The 17,701-nt window shown below is 32.1% G+C and carries 27 protein-coding genes; 16 read left to right on the top strand and 11 right to left on the bottom strand.

The features are described 5' to 3' along the window. Positions 1–65 precede the first annotated feature (65 nt). The 16 genes from H526_RS29880 (at position 66) to H526_RS0122710 (ending at position 12,374) form a co-directional block, all read left to right on the top strand. Positions 66–311, top strand: a complete 246-nt coding sequence (locus tag H526_RS29880; RefSeq protein WP_155839758.1) for a hypothetical protein — start codon at positions 66–68, stop codon at positions 309–311. A gap of 63 nt (positions 312–374) precedes the next feature. Beyond that, positions 375–662, top strand: a complete 288-nt coding sequence (locus H526_RS0122780; RefSeq protein WP_027395161.1) for a hypothetical protein — start codon at positions 375–377, stop codon at positions 660–662. A 179-nt stretch (positions 663–841) separates the two neighbouring features. Next, the gene (locus tag H526_RS0122775) at positions 842–1,255 is read left to right on the top strand and encodes a hypothetical protein (protein ID WP_027395160.1); all 414 of its coding nucleotides are present in this window, start codon (positions 842–844) and stop codon (positions 1,253–1,255) included. Between the two features lie 72 nt (positions 1,256–1,327). Beyond that, positions 1,328–1,900: an RNA polymerase sigma factor gene (locus H526_RS31200; protein WP_027395159.1), complete on the top strand. Its 573-nt coding sequence runs from the start codon at positions 1,328–1,330 to the stop codon at positions 1,898–1,900. A gap of 69 nt (positions 1,901–1,969) precedes the next feature. Beyond that, positions 1,970–2,440 carry a hypothetical protein gene (locus H526_RS0122765; protein WP_027395158.1) on the top strand — a complete coding sequence of 157 codons (471 nt, stop codon included), beginning with the start codon at positions 1,970–1,972 and terminating at the stop codon, positions 2,438–2,440. A 186-nt stretch (positions 2,441–2,626) separates the two neighbouring features. Next, on the top strand, positions 2,627–3,949 hold the full coding sequence (locus H526_RS0122760; RefSeq protein ID WP_155839757.1) for a hypothetical protein: 1,323 nt from the start codon (positions 2,627–2,629) through the stop codon (positions 3,947–3,949). Positions 3,950–3,951: 2 nt separating this feature from the next. After that, on the top strand, positions 3,952–5,031 hold the full coding sequence (locus tag H526_RS0122755; RefSeq protein WP_027395156.1) for a hypothetical protein: 1,080 nt from the start codon (positions 3,952–3,954) through the stop codon (positions 5,029–5,031). 4 nt (positions 5,032–5,035) lie between these two features. Beyond that, positions 5,036–6,070 carry a hypothetical protein gene (locus H526_RS0122750; RefSeq protein ID WP_155839756.1) on the top strand — a complete coding sequence of 345 codons (1,035 nt, stop codon included), beginning with the start codon at positions 5,036–5,038 and terminating at the stop codon, positions 6,068–6,070. Further along, the gene (locus tag H526_RS0122745) at positions 6,070–6,588 is read left to right on the top strand and encodes a hypothetical protein (protein WP_035086276.1); all 519 of its coding nucleotides are present in this window, start codon (positions 6,070–6,072) and stop codon (positions 6,586–6,588) included. Before H526_RS0122750 ends, H526_RS0122745 begins: the two co-directional genes overlap by 1 nt. A 44-nt stretch (positions 6,589–6,632) precedes the next feature. Continuing rightward, positions 6,633–7,622, top strand: coding sequence for an RHS repeat-associated core domain-containing protein (locus H526_RS31195; RefSeq protein ID WP_155839755.1), 990 nt, complete (start codon positions 6,633–6,635; stop codon positions 7,620–7,622). Further along, positions 7,622–8,104, top strand: coding sequence for a hypothetical protein (locus tag H526_RS0122735; protein WP_027395153.1), 483 nt, complete (start codon positions 7,622–7,624; stop codon positions 8,102–8,104). Before H526_RS31195 ends, H526_RS0122735 begins: the two co-directional genes overlap by 1 nt. A 46-nt stretch (positions 8,105–8,150) precedes the next feature. Next, positions 8,151–8,732 (top strand): hypothetical protein, encoded by a 582-nt coding sequence (locus H526_RS0122730; RefSeq protein WP_035086273.1) that lies wholly within the window; start codon positions 8,151–8,153, stop codon positions 8,730–8,732. A gap of 35 nt (positions 8,733–8,767) precedes the next feature. After that, positions 8,768–9,463 (top strand): type VI secretion system tube protein TssD, encoded by a 696-nt coding sequence (gene tssD, locus H526_RS31190; RefSeq protein ID WP_051336288.1) that lies wholly within the window; start codon positions 8,768–8,770, stop codon positions 9,461–9,463. Between the two features lie 10 nt (positions 9,464–9,473). Next, a complete protein-coding gene (locus H526_RS0122720) occupies positions 9,474–11,189 on the top strand; it encodes a hypothetical protein (protein WP_027395150.1) in 1,716 nt (571 codons plus the stop codon). Position 11,190: 1 nt separating this feature from the next. Then, positions 11,191–11,760: a hypothetical protein gene (locus H526_RS0122715; protein WP_155839754.1), complete on the top strand. Its 570-nt coding sequence runs from the start codon at positions 11,191–11,193 to the stop codon at positions 11,758–11,760. A gap of 62 nt (positions 11,761–11,822) precedes the next feature. Then, positions 11,823–12,374, top strand: a complete 552-nt coding sequence (locus H526_RS0122710; RefSeq protein ID WP_027395148.1) for a hypothetical protein — start codon at positions 11,823–11,825, stop codon at positions 12,372–12,374. A gap of 131 nt (positions 12,375–12,505) precedes the next feature. Here H526_RS0122710 and H526_RS0122705 read toward each other — a convergent pair whose 3' ends face one another. From H526_RS0122705 to H526_RS0122655, 11 genes are read right to left on the bottom strand one after another with little or no spacing between them, the layout of a single operon-like run. Then, positions 12,506–13,486 carry a hypothetical protein gene (locus H526_RS0122705; RefSeq protein WP_027395147.1) on the bottom strand — a complete coding sequence of 327 codons (981 nt, stop codon included), beginning with the start codon at positions 13,484–13,486 and terminating at the stop codon, positions 12,506–12,508. Positions 13,487–13,491: 5 nt separating this feature from the next. Beyond that, positions 13,492–14,025: a hypothetical protein gene (locus tag H526_RS0122700; protein ID WP_035086271.1), complete on the bottom strand. Its 534-nt coding sequence runs from the start codon at positions 14,023–14,025 to the stop codon at positions 13,492–13,494. 11 nt (positions 14,026–14,036) lie between these two features. Next, complete coding sequence (locus H526_RS0122695) at positions 14,037–14,537, bottom strand: D-Ala-D-Ala carboxypeptidase family metallohydrolase (RefSeq protein ID WP_027395145.1); 501 nt, start codon at positions 14,535–14,537, stop codon at positions 14,037–14,039. Continuing rightward, the gene (locus H526_RS31925) at positions 14,521–14,667 is read right to left on the bottom strand and encodes a hypothetical protein (RefSeq protein WP_155839753.1); all 147 of its coding nucleotides are present in this window, start codon (positions 14,665–14,667) and stop codon (positions 14,521–14,523) included. Before H526_RS31925 ends, H526_RS0122695 begins: the two co-directional genes overlap by 17 nt. After that, a complete protein-coding gene (locus tag H526_RS0122685) occupies positions 14,664–14,981 on the bottom strand; it encodes a hypothetical protein (protein WP_027395144.1) in 318 nt (105 codons plus the stop codon). The genes H526_RS31925 and H526_RS0122685 overlap by 4 nt, the downstream gene beginning before the upstream one ends. A 7-nt stretch (positions 14,982–14,988) precedes the next feature. Continuing rightward, positions 14,989–15,621 (bottom strand): glycoside hydrolase family 73 protein, encoded by a 633-nt coding sequence (locus H526_RS29860; RefSeq protein WP_051336287.1) that lies wholly within the window; start codon positions 15,619–15,621, stop codon positions 14,989–14,991. Between the two features lie 11 nt (positions 15,622–15,632). Beyond that, entirely contained in the window at positions 15,633–16,418 is a 786-nt protein-coding gene (locus H526_RS0122675; RefSeq protein ID WP_027395143.1) for a hypothetical protein, read from the bottom strand. Positions 16,419–16,425: 7 nt separating this feature from the next. Next, entirely contained in the window at positions 16,426–16,809 is a 384-nt protein-coding gene (locus H526_RS0122670) for a hypothetical protein (protein WP_155839752.1), read from the bottom strand. Then, positions 16,757–17,110, bottom strand: a complete 354-nt coding sequence (locus tag H526_RS0122665; RefSeq protein ID WP_027395141.1) for a hypothetical protein — start codon at positions 17,108–17,110, stop codon at positions 16,757–16,759. Before H526_RS0122665 ends, H526_RS0122670 begins: the two co-directional genes overlap by 53 nt. Further along, positions 17,107–17,451, bottom strand: coding sequence for a hypothetical protein (locus tag H526_RS0122660; RefSeq protein ID WP_027395140.1), 345 nt, complete (start codon positions 17,449–17,451; stop codon positions 17,107–17,109). The genes H526_RS0122665 and H526_RS0122660 overlap by 4 nt, the downstream gene beginning before the upstream one ends. 8 nt (positions 17,452–17,459) lie before the next feature. After that, positions 17,460–17,699, bottom strand: coding sequence for a hypothetical protein (locus H526_RS0122655; RefSeq protein WP_027395139.1), 240 nt, complete (start codon positions 17,697–17,699; stop codon positions 17,460–17,462). Positions 17,700–17,701: the final 2 nt, after the last annotated feature.

Raw genomic sequence — 17,701 nt, 5'->3', positions numbered from 1 at the left:
AATTATAAAGATTGTCTAAACCAATTATCTAAATAATTATGAGCGCATTCATTAAAAAAGTTGAAATGATAAATCGAATAGATCAACTTATTCGTTTACAAGCTACTGGAACACCAAATGAACTGGCTTCGAAGTTAGGAATCTCAAAAACTAAACTATATCGCATTCTAAGCATTATGAGAGATTTCAACGCTCCTGTTGAATATGACATCAGCAGTCAGAACTTCGTATACGAAGAAAGTGTAATCTACTTTAGGTTTGGGTTCTATTCAGAAAAACTATATAAAAATAATCAAGCTATCAATATGTAAAAGCTCTGTGGTTGGCCTTCCGCTTGTTATGAAATCTAATATCGCAATTTAACTTAAGTCTATATGTCAAATGCAAATGAAGTTTATGAAAAGTTGAGTAAAATAGAAAAATCACCTATTCTAAAAACAATTGACACTATAGTTGATATGAAAACCCCATTAGAAATCTCTAAAAGGTTAGCGGATCAACTACATAAAGAGTTACTATCATTAGGAATTTTCAAAGCATCAAATGTACTTTTTATCGAAGCTGAAAAAAGTGCTTTCCAGAAAATAATCTCATTGAGCTTTTATAGAAATATAAGATCAATGAGAAGCTTCAATAAATTAAAAGTTAAGAGTGGGTTTTGAGTTTGTGTAGAACAAAGATATCGAGTGTTTGCTATAAAATTAAAGACAGTAAAAATTCCAAACATTTTGAATTTTATGCCAAGTGTTTTCTATGCAGCCCCATAGTTTTAGGCAAACATCTTGATGTCTTTGTAAACTCAACACAGAACAATTAAAAACTAATTAAATCATAAATCGAAATGAATACTAAAACGACACTAACAATTTTATCATTTTTACTTTTCACAACCATCTCTATTCAATCACAGACAGCTCAAAAACAATCTTCAAATGAGTTTACTGAATTTTTTCGATTTAATGCAACTACCTATTCTGGTGATCGAATTTTTGGTATTCACCCAAATAAAGAAAAAGCCGTACAGATCGCTACAAGTTTAATGTTTCAAGAAAACAATTCTGAAGATATTATAAAAGAATTAAAAATTAGCACAGAGATTATTGAGAAGAAAAAAGGGACACTAGTTTATAAACGATTTAAGAAACTATGTCCAAATGGATATAGAATAATCTCAAAAGATGAGTTTTCCAAGCTCACCGCAATAGAAAAAGAAGGATTACTAGGGAATAGTTCTTTACTAAGAGAAAAGAATTAAAACGGATTTTTCAAGGTCATCAAAGAATCCAGAAGAATATCTATAAACAAAAACACAACCTAGCTAAATATTATGAAAAGTCAAAGAGACAATCAAATAATAGAAGGAATCATTGCAGGAGATCCATTCATCATCAATTCTTTTTATCAAGAGAACCTTTCTTTTGCAAGTAGATATATTAGAGCTCACTATGGTAATGAAGAAGATGTAAGGGATATCTTCCAAGATGCAATGATTATTATATATCAAAAATCAATTCTGAATCTGTTACATTTTAATGATTCTTTGGAAGCCTATTTCTTTGGAATTTGTAAAAATCTATGGAAAAATCACTTAAGAAAAAGAAACAAAATAATATATGATAACATTCTTTTGGAATACAAAATTGATGAAGCTTATTTTTCTGATCAACCGAACATAGAAAAAGATTTGTTATCAGATATATACAAAAAGTACGTATTAAAATTGGGCGATGCAAAAAAAGAATTAATACTTCTCTCTATGGAAGGTAAGAGTACAAAGGAAATTTCAAAAATAACTGGATATACAGAAGGTTACGCCAGAAAAAAGAAATGTAACTCAAAAAATGACCTTAAGAGAATGATTCGTAAAGATCCAATTTATAAGGAATTAGTTTCGGTATAAAATACATTCTTCTCCTTAATAGTGAATAGGAAAAGAATCATAAAATCAGATAATAACATTTACAAACTGATGAATAACGTAAAAGAAAGAAAGGTAATACAGAAAGTGGCAAAACAACTCATAGGCTTGCCTAAAATTGAGATTTTTGACATACTCTACAAAACCGAAAGATTATTTAATATAGTTGAAGATCCAGAACCCAAAATAATTGATGCTATATTATATTCGTGGGATAATCCTCACGACATCCCTTTTGATGGTTCTTTTTACCTTTTAACTGATTACACTTTTAACCTTAGAATATTTATTACATCCCATCCAGTAAACTTCTTATCTGCTTTCCAAAATAATTATTATTACAAAACTGCTTATTGCAGTAACCCAAAAAAGTTTACAAAGAAAAATGTAATTAAATCTTTCAAGAATACAAGTATGGAAATTCCTGTATTCGAATTTCTAAAAAGAAATAAATTAAGGAAACGAAATCCCAAAACAAAACGCTTTCAAATTCTTGAATACTTACATAAAATAGAATGTTAAATGATTTATAAAAGATATATCCAATTCGTAATTAACAAATGGCCAAAATGAAACGTATGAGTTCTTTATCGACAATATCAATCTACTTATCGAAAAGTCAGCAATATAAGGGAAAACACCCCTCTAAACTTTTAGGTTACTAATGATTATAAAGCTATGTTTGTGAAACTTAAAACCAATATTAAATTGAATAAAATAGTCTCCATGTTATTACTTGGAGTATTCCCCTTATTGAATGCTCAAGTACTTCCTGATTTGATGCCAAAAACACCAAATGCAAGCCAGTTTACTAATTATTCTAAGAATAACTTTGGTAGCCCTTCTATCTCTCCATTGAATACTACAAATCAAAATGTGAGAAATCAACTTTTAATTGCAGAAGTTGAAAGAAATCAACAAGAGCAACAAATGAGAGAAAAGCAAGCGCAGGGATTAATTGACGATGCTTTACATTCTTTTCCTGAAAGTTATAGTCTACCTTCTTATGGAGATAAAGCGGGAGCTAATTATTATCGTAAAGCGTTTGGGAAGCTTCGCAATATGTCTAGCGATGTCTTCTCTGTAAAGAAAGCAATATTTGCAATTGAAAACGCATTCTATGAGGAAACAGAGAACTATGATGAGTTTGAAAATACTATCAAACAAACAGGAGATTTTTTGAGAGAAAAAATGGACGAATTAGGGTATGATTCAAAAAGCAACTTAGCAAAGAATTTCTTGCTTTTTCAATTTTTCTCGGATACTCTCCAGATAAAATCTAAAAATCTTAAACACCTCCCCTTAACTTATGACTTTGAAGACTATATGGGTAAGGATGATTGGAGCAAGATGTTTGTAAAAAAGTTACTAAAAACAGGTAAAGGGCAATGTAATTCATTACCGCAGTTATATTTAATATTGGCAGAAGAAATTGGAGCAGAAGCTAACTTAGCCCTTTCACCTAATCACTCTTATATAAAATTTCAAGACGATGAAAAGTGGAAATGGTACAATGTTGAACTTACCAATGGAATGTTAACTACAGATGCCTTTATACTTCAATCAGGATATGTAAAAGCCGAAGCTCTCCAAAATAAAGTATATATGCATCCCCTCTATGATCAACAACTACAATCCCATCTTTATATGAATTTGGCTTTGGGGTATATTCGTAAATATGGGTATGATGAGTTTGTTAATGAAATGATCACACAGGCTTTGGAACTCAACCCTTACAATGTTCAAGCATATCTGATAAAATCTAATTATGCCACTATCAAAGTCAAATATGCTTTAGACAGGTTAGGTATTGGTAAAGAAAACTTTGATGAAATAAAACAACACCCAAGGGCAATTCAATTGTATAAAAATATGATAGCCCAATATCAAATGGTTGATAATTTAGGGCATCAAGAAATGCCACCAGATGAGTATCAAAAGTGGTTAGCTTCTGTAAAAGAAGAAAGCAACAAACTACAAAATATTGAACTTAAAACGAAACTAAACACCATAATACCTGTTAAGCAATAATGATGCAAAAGAGAATATTTCTACTTACACTACTTCTAAGTATTTCCCTTTGGTCACAAGATCAGGAGAAGTTATATAACGACACTTTAAAGCAATTAAATTGTATGCTTAAAGATTCTTGTCAATTAAGTTTTAAAAAGGCTGTAATGAGCGTTGAAAATGCCTATTATAATAACACTCTTGATACATTGGGCTTCAACTTTGAAATAAAAAGGCTCGCATCCTTTACAAAAACAATGGCAAATCATGTCAAGTTGAAATACCAGGGGAGAGATAGTTTGAAAGTTAAAAAATATGCTGCTTTATTTTCTGTTGTAACTGATACCATACCTATTGTTGATAAGGATGGAGAAATGTACGAATACATTCCCTTTGTATATGATTTCGAAGATATTTGGGGATTAAAAAGTTGGGAAAGCATGTTCGTAACAAAGCTATTAGAATCTGGTAAAGGAAACTGCCATTCCTTGCCATACCTTTATAAAATTCTTGCTGAAGAAATAGGGGCGGATGCACATTTGTCCATAGCTCCAAATCACATCTATATTAAACATAGAAATGAAATAGATGGTTGGTATAATACTGAACTAACATCTGGTATATTTCCAAACGATGCTTGGTTGATGGCTTCTGGTTATATCCATTTGGATGCCATTACTAACAAGATGTACATGGAAGCCTTAAATGACAAACAAAGTATAGCAATGTGCATAATAGATTTGGCACAAGGTTATAATAAAATTTTTCCTGACAATGACGGTGAATTTGTGGCGAATGCTTGCAAAATTGCTCTGGAACATTACCCCCACTATATAAATGGAAGAATTCTGCAAGCCGAAACCAAAAAGAAAATCTTTGAAAGAGAAGTCAAGAAGGACTATGAAGTATTTGATAAAGAGGTATATGAGGATGATTATTTGAGATTACAATTCATAGATATTCAAGACGAATATGTGTCGATTCACGAATCAGGTTATCGAAGAATGCCAGAAGAAATGTATCTAAACTGGCTTACATCTTTAAAAGAAGAACGAAAAAAGTATGAGAATAAAAAAATAACTAATCCTGAAAAATCTAATTAGTAAAATGAAAAAAAGTCATATCATATTGCTGCTAATTATGTGTACAACTATTGTTACAGCACAAAACCCTTTTGAAAAATTCGGATACACACCAAAGATAGGGACATTATCAAAAGGGAAATATATCGAGCATTTCGATAATGATAGTATAGTTCAAATAGGAACAGTATTACTTAATACAAGGTCTAAGTCTATTGTTGGATTCGCAATACAATCAATATCTATATCTGAAGCTACATTAGAACCTTCAATATCTAGCCGTTGGATGAACCCCGATCCCTTAGCAGATGAAATGACCTCTTGGAGCCCTTATAATTTTGCCTTTAACAATCCTATTTACTACATTGATCCAGACGGGTTAGCGCCTTTTGATTGGTATATAGATAGGTATACTGGTAAAATCTTAGGTCAGGACGGAGCTGCAACTAACGAATTAAGGGTAATAGACAAAAGGGAATTTGATTACGCCCAAGAAGAGTATGGTGGCACTATATCACCAGAAGCAACACAAGAACTTCAAAGTAATAGTACTTTAGTTACCTTTAATGAACAATCGATGCAAGATGAAGCTCAATCCGTTGGTGATGATTCAGCAAGTGAAGGTGTGGAAAATCAAGCATATATAACCTTAAATGTAAATACAGGAGAAGTAGCTGCTCAAAGAGGGAAGGATGGAACGAATACAAAATCATATATCGATTCATCGACAGACAAAGCAGGAAATATGGCTCCAAGAACAGGTGACGGATTAATGCTTATTGCACAAATGCACGGACACCCAAAAAACAAAAAGAAGAACATGCAAAATATCTCAACAACTTCTACAGATGACAAGAACACTGCTAATAGTCTTGGGATTACCGTTTTTGCTATTGATGCTTTTGATTCTAAACAAGGTGCTGGATCATCACGAGCTATTCATAGAGTAACAAAAGGTGGAAAAAAACTTAATTATGCAGGGAAAACAAAAGGGACAAAGCAAACTGGAACAATGAATTTCACCAAACATATAAGAAGCATATTAAAAAAAGGTAGATAATGAGAAGTATAATTTTATCAGCAATATTGATGCTATTTCTAAATGTATTTGGAACAATAAATGCTCAAAAACAAATCACACCAAAAGAAATGTTATCTGTTTTCAAAGAAACACTTGCTAAATCCCGAAATTTTGTACCAGAAGCAACTAATATATGGTCATTTAATAATTCAAATAATGATTACTTCAAAAAGGATACAATTGTTTTAAATAGTGCTAGATGTAGTAGCAGAGGTTATTGCAAAAGTATACAGTGGAGTTTTTACGAAAATGAAAAAATCATCTTGGAAAAGATTGTTAATTGTGATGACCCGCCAGCTAAAGTAGCTTCAAAAGAGGAAGATTATATGGATTTGAAAATCAAAGAGCAAGATGGTATGACTTACTTATGCCTTTATAACAGTAGTGGGCTTTTTGAAACTTTTGAAGTTATAAGCTTAAAAGCAAATAACACAACTGATGAAGAATGCACCTTTGACTATACTTTAAAGCTTCTTAGAATTAGAGAGGATGAGTAAAACAGCTAAATTAACCAACAAGTAAAAACGCTAAATCAATTAGAATGAAAAAAGTATATCTATACTTATTACTCCTTATGAGCTTTGCCATTATGAAAGCTCAAAATCCTTTTGAGAAGTTTGGTTATGAACCAAAAATAGGGACACTTAGTAAAGGAAAATATATTGAGCATTTTGACAATGACAGTATCGTTCAAATCGGAACTATTTTGTTAAATACAAGATCTAAACAGATTGTTGGTTTCGTTGAAGAAACTATAACTTATTCTGAAGCAACTTTAGAACCTTCCATATCCAGCCGTTGGATGAATCCTGACCCTCTTTCAGATGAGTTCCCTGATAAATCTCCTTATAACTTTGTAAATAATAATCCTATTCGTTATGTCGACCCTCTTGGACTTGCACCTGAAGATGTTGTAATATGGTATATGGACAATAATGATGAACAACAATCTTTTACATATACAGGAGACAATGGAGATCAGGCACCAGATAATGATTTTGTAAATGCAGTTTTAGAAGCTTCCTGTAATAACTGCTCCAATGGAGGAGGAGAAAATTTACAAGCCATAGCAGAAAATAGTGAAATAGTCGTTAATGTTGTAGAAACGGATGGCTCATCTGTTTCTACCTACAATAATATCTATTGGAATCCAGAAGGAGGTGCTCAATATGATACGGGGGTAGTTGTATCTCCTGCAACAGTATTAGAACATGAAGCAGATCACACTTTACATCGAATAACAAAACCCGATGAACATCGACAACTGCGGGACACGCCTGATGCCACCTATAAAAACAAGGAAGAAAAAAGAGTAATTACAGGATCAGAACAGAGAACTGCAAGAGCGAATGGCGAAATTAGTGGCAATCAAGTAACAAGAAGAAATCACGATGGTCATACAGTCATAACAACAGGTACTACTTCCAATAAAGTAAATAGGCTAAAGACCTATCAACATTATGTTAGAAGGAACAGGACTGAAGCAGGAGATTTTAGCAAACAATTGAAACGTTACAAAACAAAACAATAATGAAAATTTTTAAACCTTTTTTATTGATATTTTATCTGTTTAGCTTTCTATCATGTAATACAAATGAATTTAATATTCAGTTAGACGATAAAGAGACCATACTTTTAAATTCAGATTATAACCAGTGGCTTAAAACTGAATATGGTTATGATACCTGGAAACCAAAGAAAAAAGATTTTCGTATTGTAAATATTGTCATGAATAAAGCTATAAAAAACAATAAATTCTATTTTATAAAACAACCAATAAATAAAAACATCGAAACATATTATCGGCAGTATATCCCTTATATCAATAAAAACAATGAACGTCTGATAAAAATTAACGCTTTTTGTGAATTACTTAAAATTCCTCCTACTCCATCACAGAAGGATATTGGCTTCACAAACATTGATTGGAAAAATGAATATGTCGAAGTTGATGGTGGTGAAAGTTGTTATTGGGAATTGATTATCAATATTGACACAAAAGCATATGAATAAATTTATCATTGATTAATATTTAAAGAAAAAAACACTAAAACAAATTATGTCTCGTATAGTTTTACCAATAATAACATTCTTTTTACTGATGCTAGTTTGGCGATGTAAGCCAACTTCCAAAAAGGAATCGTTTACTATTGATTTTAGTGTAAATGATATTGTCAGAAAAGACAAAAACTGTCAAGAAATCTTTAAAAAAACATACTGGATTGATTCAGTTCAATTAAATACGGAGCCTTATGTTGAAAGCTTGCTTAACCGCTTTATTGGATACAATAGACGTGATTCATATGAACGCTTATTCATGATCATTTTGGATCAAGAAGGAGAAATTTGGACGAGACATAAATTTGATGTTCAAATCAAAAATAGCAGTGCATCAATTGTGAAATATGAATATAAAGATGATAAGTTTACCCCAATTACGAAGAAAATGGAGTCATTTAACGAACAAAAGTTTGAAGATTTTTTAAACACTAATTCTTTAATAGAACGTCAAAGAAATTATAACATACTAACTTTTGACTTTAAAAGTAATAATTCTTGTGAGTGTCGATTTTTAGGTAGGACAGAGTTTGATATAAATGACTTGAAAAATTTAAACTTGTTCGATCAATTCGCAGACTGAACTACTAAACTGGATTAACCCTAAAACTAAATTTAATGAGCTTTAAAGTAAAATTATATGTTGATAGTATGGAATTCAACATTCTACAACATCACTTTGGTTTCTTACAGAATAGCGATTATACAGGCAGACCAATTTCCAAACCTCAATCAAGAACCTTTGACTTTATAATAGAAGCAAGTAAAGATAATACATTCTTTGAATGGGCTACGCACCCATCATTGATGAAAAAAGAATGCGAGATTGTTTTCTCCCCAATTCAAGGAAATGGTAAAAGCACTAAAATCAAGTTATTAGATATTTATTGTGTGTATTGTAATTATCACTTTACCAGCACAGGTGTTGATCCTTTCACAGTTACATTCAGTTTATCCCCTGCAACTATTTTATTTGATGGTCAAGTAATAATGTCAAAACATTGGAAAGTAACTGACCCTGAAAGATTAAATGTTGCACCAACCACTATTGAAAGTAACAAGGAAATAACTAGATACTATCTTACTAATACGGATGGTAATGAAATTGAAGAATATCAAACAGGAGATATCATCTATTTGAATATTGAAACTCAAAACAGAATAGGAGATAAAACTACAGTAAATTTTAATGATAAGGAACACGATTTTAAATACAATGGAACTATTCTGAATAACGACACCATCAAAGATTACGTTATTAATAGTAACCAAGAATCTATCAAATTAGAAGTAATAGATCAACAAGAAGCTTAAAACCAAAACTATGACAAGATTTACAGTTAAGTTTGAAGATGGAGAAACTAGAACCATTACAGCAAAGTATATAAAACCCGAGATTGTGAAGGGATGGTGGACTTATGATAAAGAAGGAGAGCAACCCTATGTTTATAAAGAGCTGGATGAAAATAAAAATGAAGAAGAAGAAGTTTCTGTTCCTTTAGGCGACACAATGTATTTTCACGCAGAAGTAAAAGGTATCCGAGCTGGTGAAGAACTGGAATTCCAGCTTTTCGATCATGATCATCTATTATGGATTGACGAGATTGATCCAGATGATTCCGAATTCCCAAATGATCCAGTATTCAAAAAAGAAAAAATAAAACAAGTAGGTGATAAAAGAATTGCTACTATAGAAGTAAAACTGGAAGATAGTTGGGAACCCGTTATACAAGATGATCACGATGGGAATTTGGTTTCCTTAGATCATACTATAGAATTATATTGGAGAATATCTTATAAAAACCTATCTGAAGAATATCCTAAAGATGAAAATGATGATCGTTTAAGAGTTGGTTATAATAATCGTGATCTTTGGATAATACCAGTAAACGAAGGAAGTAGTATTCCAGAATTCTTTGATAGAGAAGGAAATCTTATTGTAACTTCATTTAATCCTATTGATGCCACTTCCAAAAAACCTGACAATGAGGAACGATCAGAACAATACGATAACCACGGAAAGTTAATACGCCACGCTGCTAAAAAGGCAAATGATATGGCAAAGGCAACTGGATTAGAAGGGAAAATTGCCAATGTAATTGTGATGAAAGTAAAAATCATCACAAAAAGCACTACTCTATCAGAGATCAATATGATTAAAAAACAAGTGTATAGAGAAACTATCAACTTAACTACAAACGAAGTTGTACATAGCATTGGATATGAGGTGAAAAGTGCATCAGCCTTTGTGGTCAAGGACACTTTTTCGTACATCAATATCACTGAAGAAGAAAAAAGAATCCGAAAATCATTTTCTGAATATTTTAATAGCGTTGATATTAAAGAAGGAATTGTCGGTTCAATACGAAACGCTAGAGAATTATTGAGGTTTTATGACTATGTACAAGTTGGTCCAACAATTCATAGTCTATTTGCACAGGGTGACAGTAGTACCGGCATACCAAAACCGTCATCAGTCGTAAGTATATTTTCTACATTTTCTGGTACGAAACCATTGAAATGGGCAACCAGAGATCTTGCCGAAGAAGCTGCAAAAAAAACCATTGCTGAAACCGCAAAAAGAACAACTACCACGGCAGCATTAGAATCTGCTACTGCGCATCAGGCAGCAAAAGTAAATCCAATGGTATTAGCATCCGAAGCTCTTACGGGATTAGGCTCTTTATTTATGGTAGCGGATGTTATTGCCACCGAAGTTACTAATGGTATGCTTAATGATATGAGTGCATACGGAAAAGAACTTGTACACATTAATAAACATAATGGACTTGATGCATTAGAATCTTTAATTGAAAGAACTTATGCCGATGAATTATCTGATTTCTTTCTCCAAAGAAATATTTCTCACGAAGCTCATTGTAAAGTAATGAATGGAGAAATTAAAACATTCAAAGAGTTAGATCAATTTGATTCAATAAATAACTCTGAACTAAAATATACTTATTTGATCCTTATTAAGGATAAAGATACAGAAACGGAAAAGTACTATATTGATGCAGTATATAGCCAAACATATTAAGATGATGACAAAGATTATATTAAAGATATTATTCACTTTCATATTAACTCTATCTTCTTGTAATAATAATGCCCAAGAAGAAAAGTTTATTCACAAGGTTTTCCCTACTACTGATCTACCATTAAAAATAAAAACTGGAGATCAAAAAAGAGACAGTATACCAATCTCTTTTTATATCCCAAAAGAATTTAATTATATCAATAATAGTGGTTCTCGATTAAAAATAAAGCACACTTTTTGGAGCAAGAAAAGCCCAAATATTAGATCAGGTAATATATACTTTTTACATAATGGGAAGTTTGTCAAAGGTATAAGAACTGAATATTTAGAAAAAGGACAAGAACAACGTTATAAATCATTTGTTAGCTTTGAATTTCTATTAAGTCAACAAGAGTATAATGAATTGTTTTCCAAAGAATATGAAAAAAACAAATATTATGATTTAGAGTTTTCTCCGACTATAAGATCCTTTTTGAATAAAAGAATTTCAGAAAAAGGGTTTATCATTTCTTTACTTTTTGATATTAATAGGAAAAAAAATATTATTGATAAAATTCCTTTTGATTTTTAATTTTTTACAAATTGACTCTAATTCTATAGTCTTATTAACTTTTAATATAAAAATCATTACCAATGGAAAATGAATTCTTTTTTTATGGACTGTTCAGTACTATTCTAGGGTTCTTATATCTTATTTATCGTATAAGAAAAACTAAAACACCAAGCTTTGGTTTTTCAGGAAACAGGAACCGATCCTTGATTAGAAAATTTATGGAAAATGCTGATAAAGTTACTATTGATCTTAATAAAATAGAATTTAGACATCAAACCAATCAGAAAGAAAATTTTGACTTCAAACCATATGAAAGAGACATTTTATTAGAATCTGATAAATCAAAGAAATATACTGAGTATAAAAATAGAGGTATAATAAAGTTTAGATATAAAAATCAAGAATATAAACATCTTATCTATGCAGATGGTATTCCTGAAAAATCATTACTCACATATTTTTATTTACAGAAAGAAACATATCTATATATTGACAAAGAAAATATCTCAAAAAGATTTTTAGATCTATCTTTTTTGGCAGAAGCGACAAACGGCAAGTTTCAAAACAGAGGTATCGAATTTTTAGACCTAGACACATATGATTTGAAAATAAAACATAGTATTTATGGATGATAAAAGCGTACAAAATCCATTAGCTGCGGTTTTGGTTTTGCAGCTGGATTAAATCTAAATTAACACTTATTATCAAATACCATCGTAAAATTCATTTTATCCTATTAATGTTAATTCTTAATAGCTATAAGTTAACCAATTTTAAAAGCTGTAAGAAATAAATTCTGATTACTCCCTACCGTCCAATAAGGAAGTAGTGCTGCACTATCACTAGGTGAATCCGAAAACCATTGATGTTGCACTTCTACAATCTTATCAAAATTTTCTGGATCGACTTTGGCAATTGTCATTAAAATTCCAGAGGTCAAAAACTTATAATTCAATCGATAAAATTTAGACACTTCAAAAGAAACTGTTTTTCCAATTTGTTGTGTCCATCTCCTATATCTTGATCCCCCACCATACATTTGATTTGTCGTACCATTAATTACAAAGAGATGAGATTCAGCTTCGAATAATGGTTCTGAACCCAAATTGCCAACTTCAATCCCTAAACTACCAATTCCGAAAAGACTAACCCCTTCTATGTCACTCAATGTAAATACAATACTAAAATCAAGATTATCACATCTTTTCCAAGTAAACTTTGTGAATTTTATAGCACTTTCGAAAGTTGCACTTCTATTAATACCCCATAGCCCTTTTTCTAAATTCCTATTTACTATAACACCTGGACTAATTTGTAAACCCAAATCCGTGACTGATATTCTTCTTAAATCTATCCAAACAGGATTAATTACTACAATAGTCTCATTTCCAGTACCGCCAGAATTTAGATTTCCATTTCGTACTATCAAATTAAATTTACCTTCAGTATCTCCTCCAAATACTACGGCTTCTAATAGTGTTGGGTTAATAAATTTTACTTGACTAATAACTACAACAAGACTCCCTGTTCTTCTAAACTCTGAACTATCTATTTCCGCACCAGTATCTATAGTTACATTTGGAGTAAAATGATATCCTTTGATTTGTACCTTTCGTATTCCTTTTATTCGCATTCTAGCACCACATACTTCGGATATGAATGGTGCTAAACCACTTGTACTCCCTTCGGCACTATCATTTGTTTGTGTTCCTCTTACAAAGCGTTGTGTTCTAATTGCTCTCATGGTATTTACTCAAATTGTGCCGTTTTATAAAATTGAATTCTTAAAACAGGTGTTCCATTTTTTTGTACTCCGATTACTCTAAACTTTTTAAGGTTTTCAGATCCTACCAGTTCAAATATATCTTGGTTTCCCAATCCAAACCCTGAAATGACACTAGGATTTGATCCATTTTCCTTAAACCTTAATACGGCTGTCGAATTTGTAATAGGTAGTTCCAACACAGGAATAGGCGGTGTACGTTTCTTTTTATTTGATCTAGCAACAATTGATACAGTTTCATCTGGGTCTGGATCTGTAATAACATTAACAATTCCCTGTTCTACCATCATAGTTGCCGATACAGCTTCTTCAGGTACTTCTAATGGAATGATCCTACCGAAAGGAAGTGGAATATCCTGATAGCCTTTATTATCCTGATCTATAGGCACAAGTCCAACTTCTTTGGCATTGATTAGTACTAATTCTTCCAGATAATTCAGGATTGTTGCAGTATTTCTTCTTTTTGGATATGTCTGTTTCTGTATTCGATCTCTTAACATAACTATTCTTTTTATACAAAAGGATTAATCGGTGGTTTCGTTCCTGAAGGATAACCCCAAGCCACATATTGCTTTTTTGAACTATCATTATCTAAATGCACAAAGGTTTTACCCACTCCAATACGTTTGAACCCAACTAATTTTGCAGCCACTACTATCTTATTTCTAATGGATTTGGTAGGAGCTTTAATATCGGCAGCTTGACATTTTGGTATTTTGTGTGATGAATTAGAAACCCCACCTACCTTAGTATTCCAATATGATGATCTTGCACCGGAGTTAATCATATCGAAAATTGGTAGTTTGGTAACTTTAGCCAATTTTTGAAGCATTTTAATAAATTCCTTATCCATACATTTGCCAGATCCTTGAATATCGGGACTATCAAATTTGGTAAGATCAACTTTTGGTTTTGGTTTTGATTTTAATCTAGCCATAGCAATAGCTCCTATAATGACTATAGAAGCTGCTCCTAAACCAAACCATATATGCCCTCTATCTTTGACCACCACAATTACATTGTTTCTTCTCTTTTACTTTTTGATTTCTATCATAAATAGTCATCCCAATCCGAACCATATTTACGATCAAAAAAGCTCCAAAAATTACATTCATAGTCATATTCCCTTTATCTGCTTTCATTTTTTTTCTTGGTGTTTTTTTAATTTAAGTTCCAGTTTTTCTGTATAAACTTCAAGGTCATTAATACGCTCACGTTGTCTAACGATGATAGCCTTCATCTCTTGATTATTTTTCTCCAGTTCCTGAATTCGTTCTTCCATTTTGTCAGACCATTGAATCCAGTTGCTAATTACTTTCTCGTCAGCTTCAGCATTTAGGTTTCGAATTTCAGCTTTCCTTAATTTCTTTTGACTTCTGTATTGAAGAAAGTACTTCACAGTCTCAGTCAAAACCGAACTACCTAATACAACTCCTGCTAGATTTAGAAATTCCATACTTCTATTATTTCGTTTTACTTTTTAATACGGCTACTATTATTGCAATGACACTTATACCCATAATTGCCATTGGAATGATAATGCTACCTTCTTTTTTATCTAATTTCTTCAGGACAATTACCTGTTCTATCTCTTTCATGATCCTTTTGATCTTACTGGCGTAATTAGGATCTGTAGCGTATCCTGCTTTGGCTACTTCTTCAGCGAATCGATATGGGTTTTTTTTAAACCGCATGGCATAGCTATATCTCCTATTTTTAAATAACAAGCCAGCCCAATCTATAAATGAGAAAAAAGGATTAGGGTATGCCCTGAACACATCTTTTATTCTATACTTCCATTTCCCATTGGATTGCTGAATTGGATAGCCTGGATAAATAAAAGGGAAGCTGCGATTCGGGCTAGAGCTATATTCAGTAGTAGTAATTAACTGGCTATCGCCCTGCGACCAACCTCCGTAATTTCTTCCAGATCCCTTTTTGATTCCAAACATCATATTCCCCTTTGCAGATTTCCCCCAACCAGATTCTAAAGCGCTTTGTGCTAATGCGAACAAAATAGGTACTCCAGATTTCTCAGAAGCCTTCTTTGCATAAGGGTAATAACGAATTACAAATTGTTCTTTTCTTGTTGACATCCTTCATTTCTTTATGGTACAGGTGGAACATTAAATACAGGGTTCACAGGAATTTCTAAAGGTAATTTTGCGATGTATGGTGGGAAAATTATTAGTACTTCATCTAGCTCTGAGGTAAACTCACCTTCTATTGCTAAAACCCCAAAGCTACTCAACTGACAAAAGAAAAGATTTCCAGCTGTAGAATGCGTACTCCAAGCTATCACACTTCCAAATTCTGCAAGTGCTGGCATTTTTAATACCGTACCGCCACTTGATGTACCTCCTGTTTGTCCTACACCTCCAACTCTACGAAGTCTAATATTTAAAGGTGTTACTAGATTCCCGTTAATCACAGAATATCTGTTCCTATTACTGATATAAAAAACACTATCAGAATTGATGTTTTCATCCAGTACCGAAAATATTTCTTCACGATTTTGACTAATGCCGGCACTTACAGGAATTCCCGTAAGAACCTGAAAACAATTACCATCAAATACCAATTTATAGATAAGATTCGTTTTTAAATCGTCAGCTATTAAAGGTATCAATGATACCCCGTTGAACTTCTTTAATGGAATGGCTCCTTGCTGATCTATATTCAAAGTAGCAGCTTCGGTATTTACGTTATGAAATACAACCTCTACGGGCAAGCCTGCTTCATATGGTCTAGTTAATTTAGGATCTAATGATAATTCGTATGCATTATCATCTGTTCCAGTAGTAACCCCATATCCTCCTAAACTATTTTCAAGAGGTAAATTATCTTCTCCTCTTACATCTTCTATTCTAAAATCTGATTGATATCCTCCCATTTCTTACTTATTTACTAATTACTAATGTTCCAAGTGCCACTATACTTATTCCCAATAGGATCTTGTGTAGCTTACCTCTTTTGATCTTTTTTTCTTTTCGTTTGATACTTTCCTCTAATAGCAGAATGGTTCGATCATTGTTATTTACCACCATCGTATAATTCTCCAATTGGTCAGACTGAAAAGAGATGATACTATCTTTCTTTTGGGTCACTAGTTCAAACCTTTTAATATTCAAGGATAAATTATTCACAAGAGAGTCATTATATTTCCCAAGCTCCAGTAGTTTGGCAATTTCACGAGATTGAGCAATGGTAAAACAATAGTGTGGAAGCTTATCAATTTCCATTACTTTTGGTGTCAAATCTTGAGAAATACTGATAAAGCTCATCATCAGTAAAGTCATCAATAGCACTAACTTTTTCATCTTTCCTTTCCTTTAATTTTTCTATTACTTGGCTATCTTCATTAATCAATACTGTTAGGCTATCTGCCATCGATTCCAATAGCTCCAACTTACTATCTAATAGTTCATTAGTCTGTATGAGGGTCATATTTTCTCGCTTCAATTCTTCAATCTCAATCTTTTGTATCTGATCGATTACATCATCCTCTGCAGGAATGATAAAGAAGAGTGCAACAACTACCCCTACAATTGCTATAAGGGGTAGTATCCATTTATACTGTTTCATAATAGATCATCTTTAGGAATTTCTATTTTCTTCTTGGGAAGAAACCTTTCAACAACAACCTGAATCAAAAATTTGTAAAATGCTGTTGCAAAAAGAAAAGAGATAAAAAGGCATAGTACTTTTGACAGATCATATCCTCGCAAAAAGAAGACAATCACGGCATATATAAATCCTATGATTAGCACCTGGTATCTGTTTCTAAGTTTAATCCCTAATCCTCTACCTATAAACTCAGGTATTTTATAATAGTTTATTACATAAGTAATAAGCATAAAAGAGAAGATATACGCCCAATCAAGGGAATTCAAAAAATTTGTAAACTGTTCCAAAACGATTTCCATAACTGTTTTTATTTAAGGGTTTGTTTAATTTTTATTACTTCTTGTTTTATAGCTGCTAATTGCGTGTTCGGGAATAGGTTTTTAACCGTATTAGCCACAACAACGATGGCTACACCTGCTAACAGCATTCCTAAAATGATTTTCAATAAGGTCTGATTGGTAAGTGTAATTGTTACCTCAGTTTTCAATCCATCTTTGTCTACTAATGCATCAAGTAAGTTGTTTAAGTTTCTTTTTTTGCGTACCATAT

It is taken from the genome of Aquimarina latercula DSM 2041 (assembly GCF_000430645.1).
GTDB lineage: Bacteria > Bacteroidota > Bacteroidia > Flavobacteriales > Flavobacteriaceae > Aquimarina > Aquimarina latercula.
This window is presented reverse-complemented; position numbering and strand designations above follow the sequence as displayed.

Excerpts from the sequence above, each read along its gene's own strand:
- H526_RS29880 (WP_155839758.1), top strand. The coding sequence starts at position 66 with ATGATAAATCGAATAGATCAACTTATTCGTTTACAAGCTACTGGAACA.
- H526_RS0122780 (WP_027395161.1), top strand. The coding sequence starts at position 375 with ATGTCAAATGCAAATGAAGTTTATGAAAAGTTGAGTAAAATAGAAAAA.
- H526_RS0122775 (WP_027395160.1), top strand. The coding sequence starts at position 842 with ATGAATACTAAAACGACACTAACAATTTTATCATTTTTACTTTTCACA.
- H526_RS31200 (WP_027395159.1), top strand. The coding sequence starts at position 1,328 with ATGAAAAGTCAAAGAGACAATCAAATAATAGAAGGAATCATTGCAGGA.
- H526_RS0122765 (WP_027395158.1), top strand. The coding sequence starts at position 1,970 with ATGAATAACGTAAAAGAAAGAAAGGTAATACAGAAAGTGGCAAAACAA.
- H526_RS0122755 (WP_027395156.1), top strand. The coding sequence starts at position 3,952 with ATGCAAAAGAGAATATTTCTACTTACACTACTTCTAAGTATTTCCCTT.
- H526_RS0122750 (WP_155839756.1), top strand. The coding sequence starts at position 5,036 with ATGAAAAAAAGTCATATCATATTGCTGCTAATTATGTGTACAACTATT.
- H526_RS0122745 (WP_035086276.1), top strand. The coding sequence starts at position 6,070 with ATGAGAAGTATAATTTTATCAGCAATATTGATGCTATTTCTAAATGTA.
- H526_RS31195 (WP_155839755.1), top strand. The coding sequence starts at position 6,633 with ATGAAAAAAGTATATCTATACTTATTACTCCTTATGAGCTTTGCCATT.
- H526_RS0122735 (WP_027395153.1), top strand. The coding sequence starts at position 7,622 with ATGAAAATTTTTAAACCTTTTTTATTGATATTTTATCTGTTTAGCTTT.
- H526_RS0122730 (WP_035086273.1), top strand. The coding sequence starts at position 8,151 with ATGTCTCGTATAGTTTTACCAATAATAACATTCTTTTTACTGATGCTA.
- tssD (WP_051336288.1), top strand. The coding sequence starts at position 8,768 with ATGAGCTTTAAAGTAAAATTATATGTTGATAGTATGGAATTCAACATT.
- H526_RS0122720 (WP_027395150.1), top strand. The coding sequence starts at position 9,474 with ATGACAAGATTTACAGTTAAGTTTGAAGATGGAGAAACTAGAACCATT.
- H526_RS0122715 (WP_155839754.1), top strand. The coding sequence starts at position 11,191 with ATGATGACAAAGATTATATTAAAGATATTATTCACTTTCATATTAACT.
- H526_RS0122710 (WP_027395148.1), top strand. The coding sequence starts at position 11,823 with ATGGAAAATGAATTCTTTTTTTATGGACTGTTCAGTACTATTCTAGGG.
- H526_RS0122705 (WP_027395147.1), bottom strand. The coding sequence starts at position 13,486 with ATGAGAGCAATTAGAACACAACGCTTTGTAAGAGGAACACAAACAAAT.
- H526_RS0122700 (WP_035086271.1), bottom strand. The coding sequence starts at position 14,025 with ATGTTAAGAGATCGAATACAGAAACAGACATATCCAAAAAGAAGAAAT.
- H526_RS31925 (WP_155839753.1), bottom strand. The coding sequence starts at position 14,667 with ATGAAAGCAGATAAAGGGAATATGACTATGAATGTAATTTTTGGAGCT.
- H526_RS0122685 (WP_027395144.1), bottom strand. The coding sequence starts at position 14,981 with ATGGAATTTCTAAATCTAGCAGGAGTTGTATTAGGTAGTTCGGTTTTG.
- H526_RS29860 (WP_051336287.1), bottom strand. The coding sequence starts at position 15,621 with ATGTCAACAAGAAAAGAACAATTTGTAATTCGTTATTACCCTTATGCA.
- H526_RS0122675 (WP_027395143.1), bottom strand. The coding sequence starts at position 16,418 with ATGGGAGGATATCAATCAGATTTTAGAATAGAAGATGTAAGAGGAGAA.
- H526_RS0122670 (WP_155839752.1), bottom strand. The coding sequence starts at position 16,809 with ATGAGCTTTATCAGTATTTCTCAAGATTTGACACCAAAAGTAATGGAA.
- H526_RS0122665 (WP_027395141.1), bottom strand. The coding sequence starts at position 17,110 with ATGAAACAGTATAAATGGATACTACCCCTTATAGCAATTGTAGGGGTA.
- H526_RS0122660 (WP_027395140.1), bottom strand. The coding sequence starts at position 17,451 with ATGGAAATCGTTTTGGAACAGTTTACAAATTTTTTGAATTCCCTTGAT.
- H526_RS0122655 (WP_027395139.1), bottom strand. The coding sequence starts at position 17,699 with ATGGTACGCAAAAAAAGAAACTTAAACAACTTACTTGATGCATTAGTA.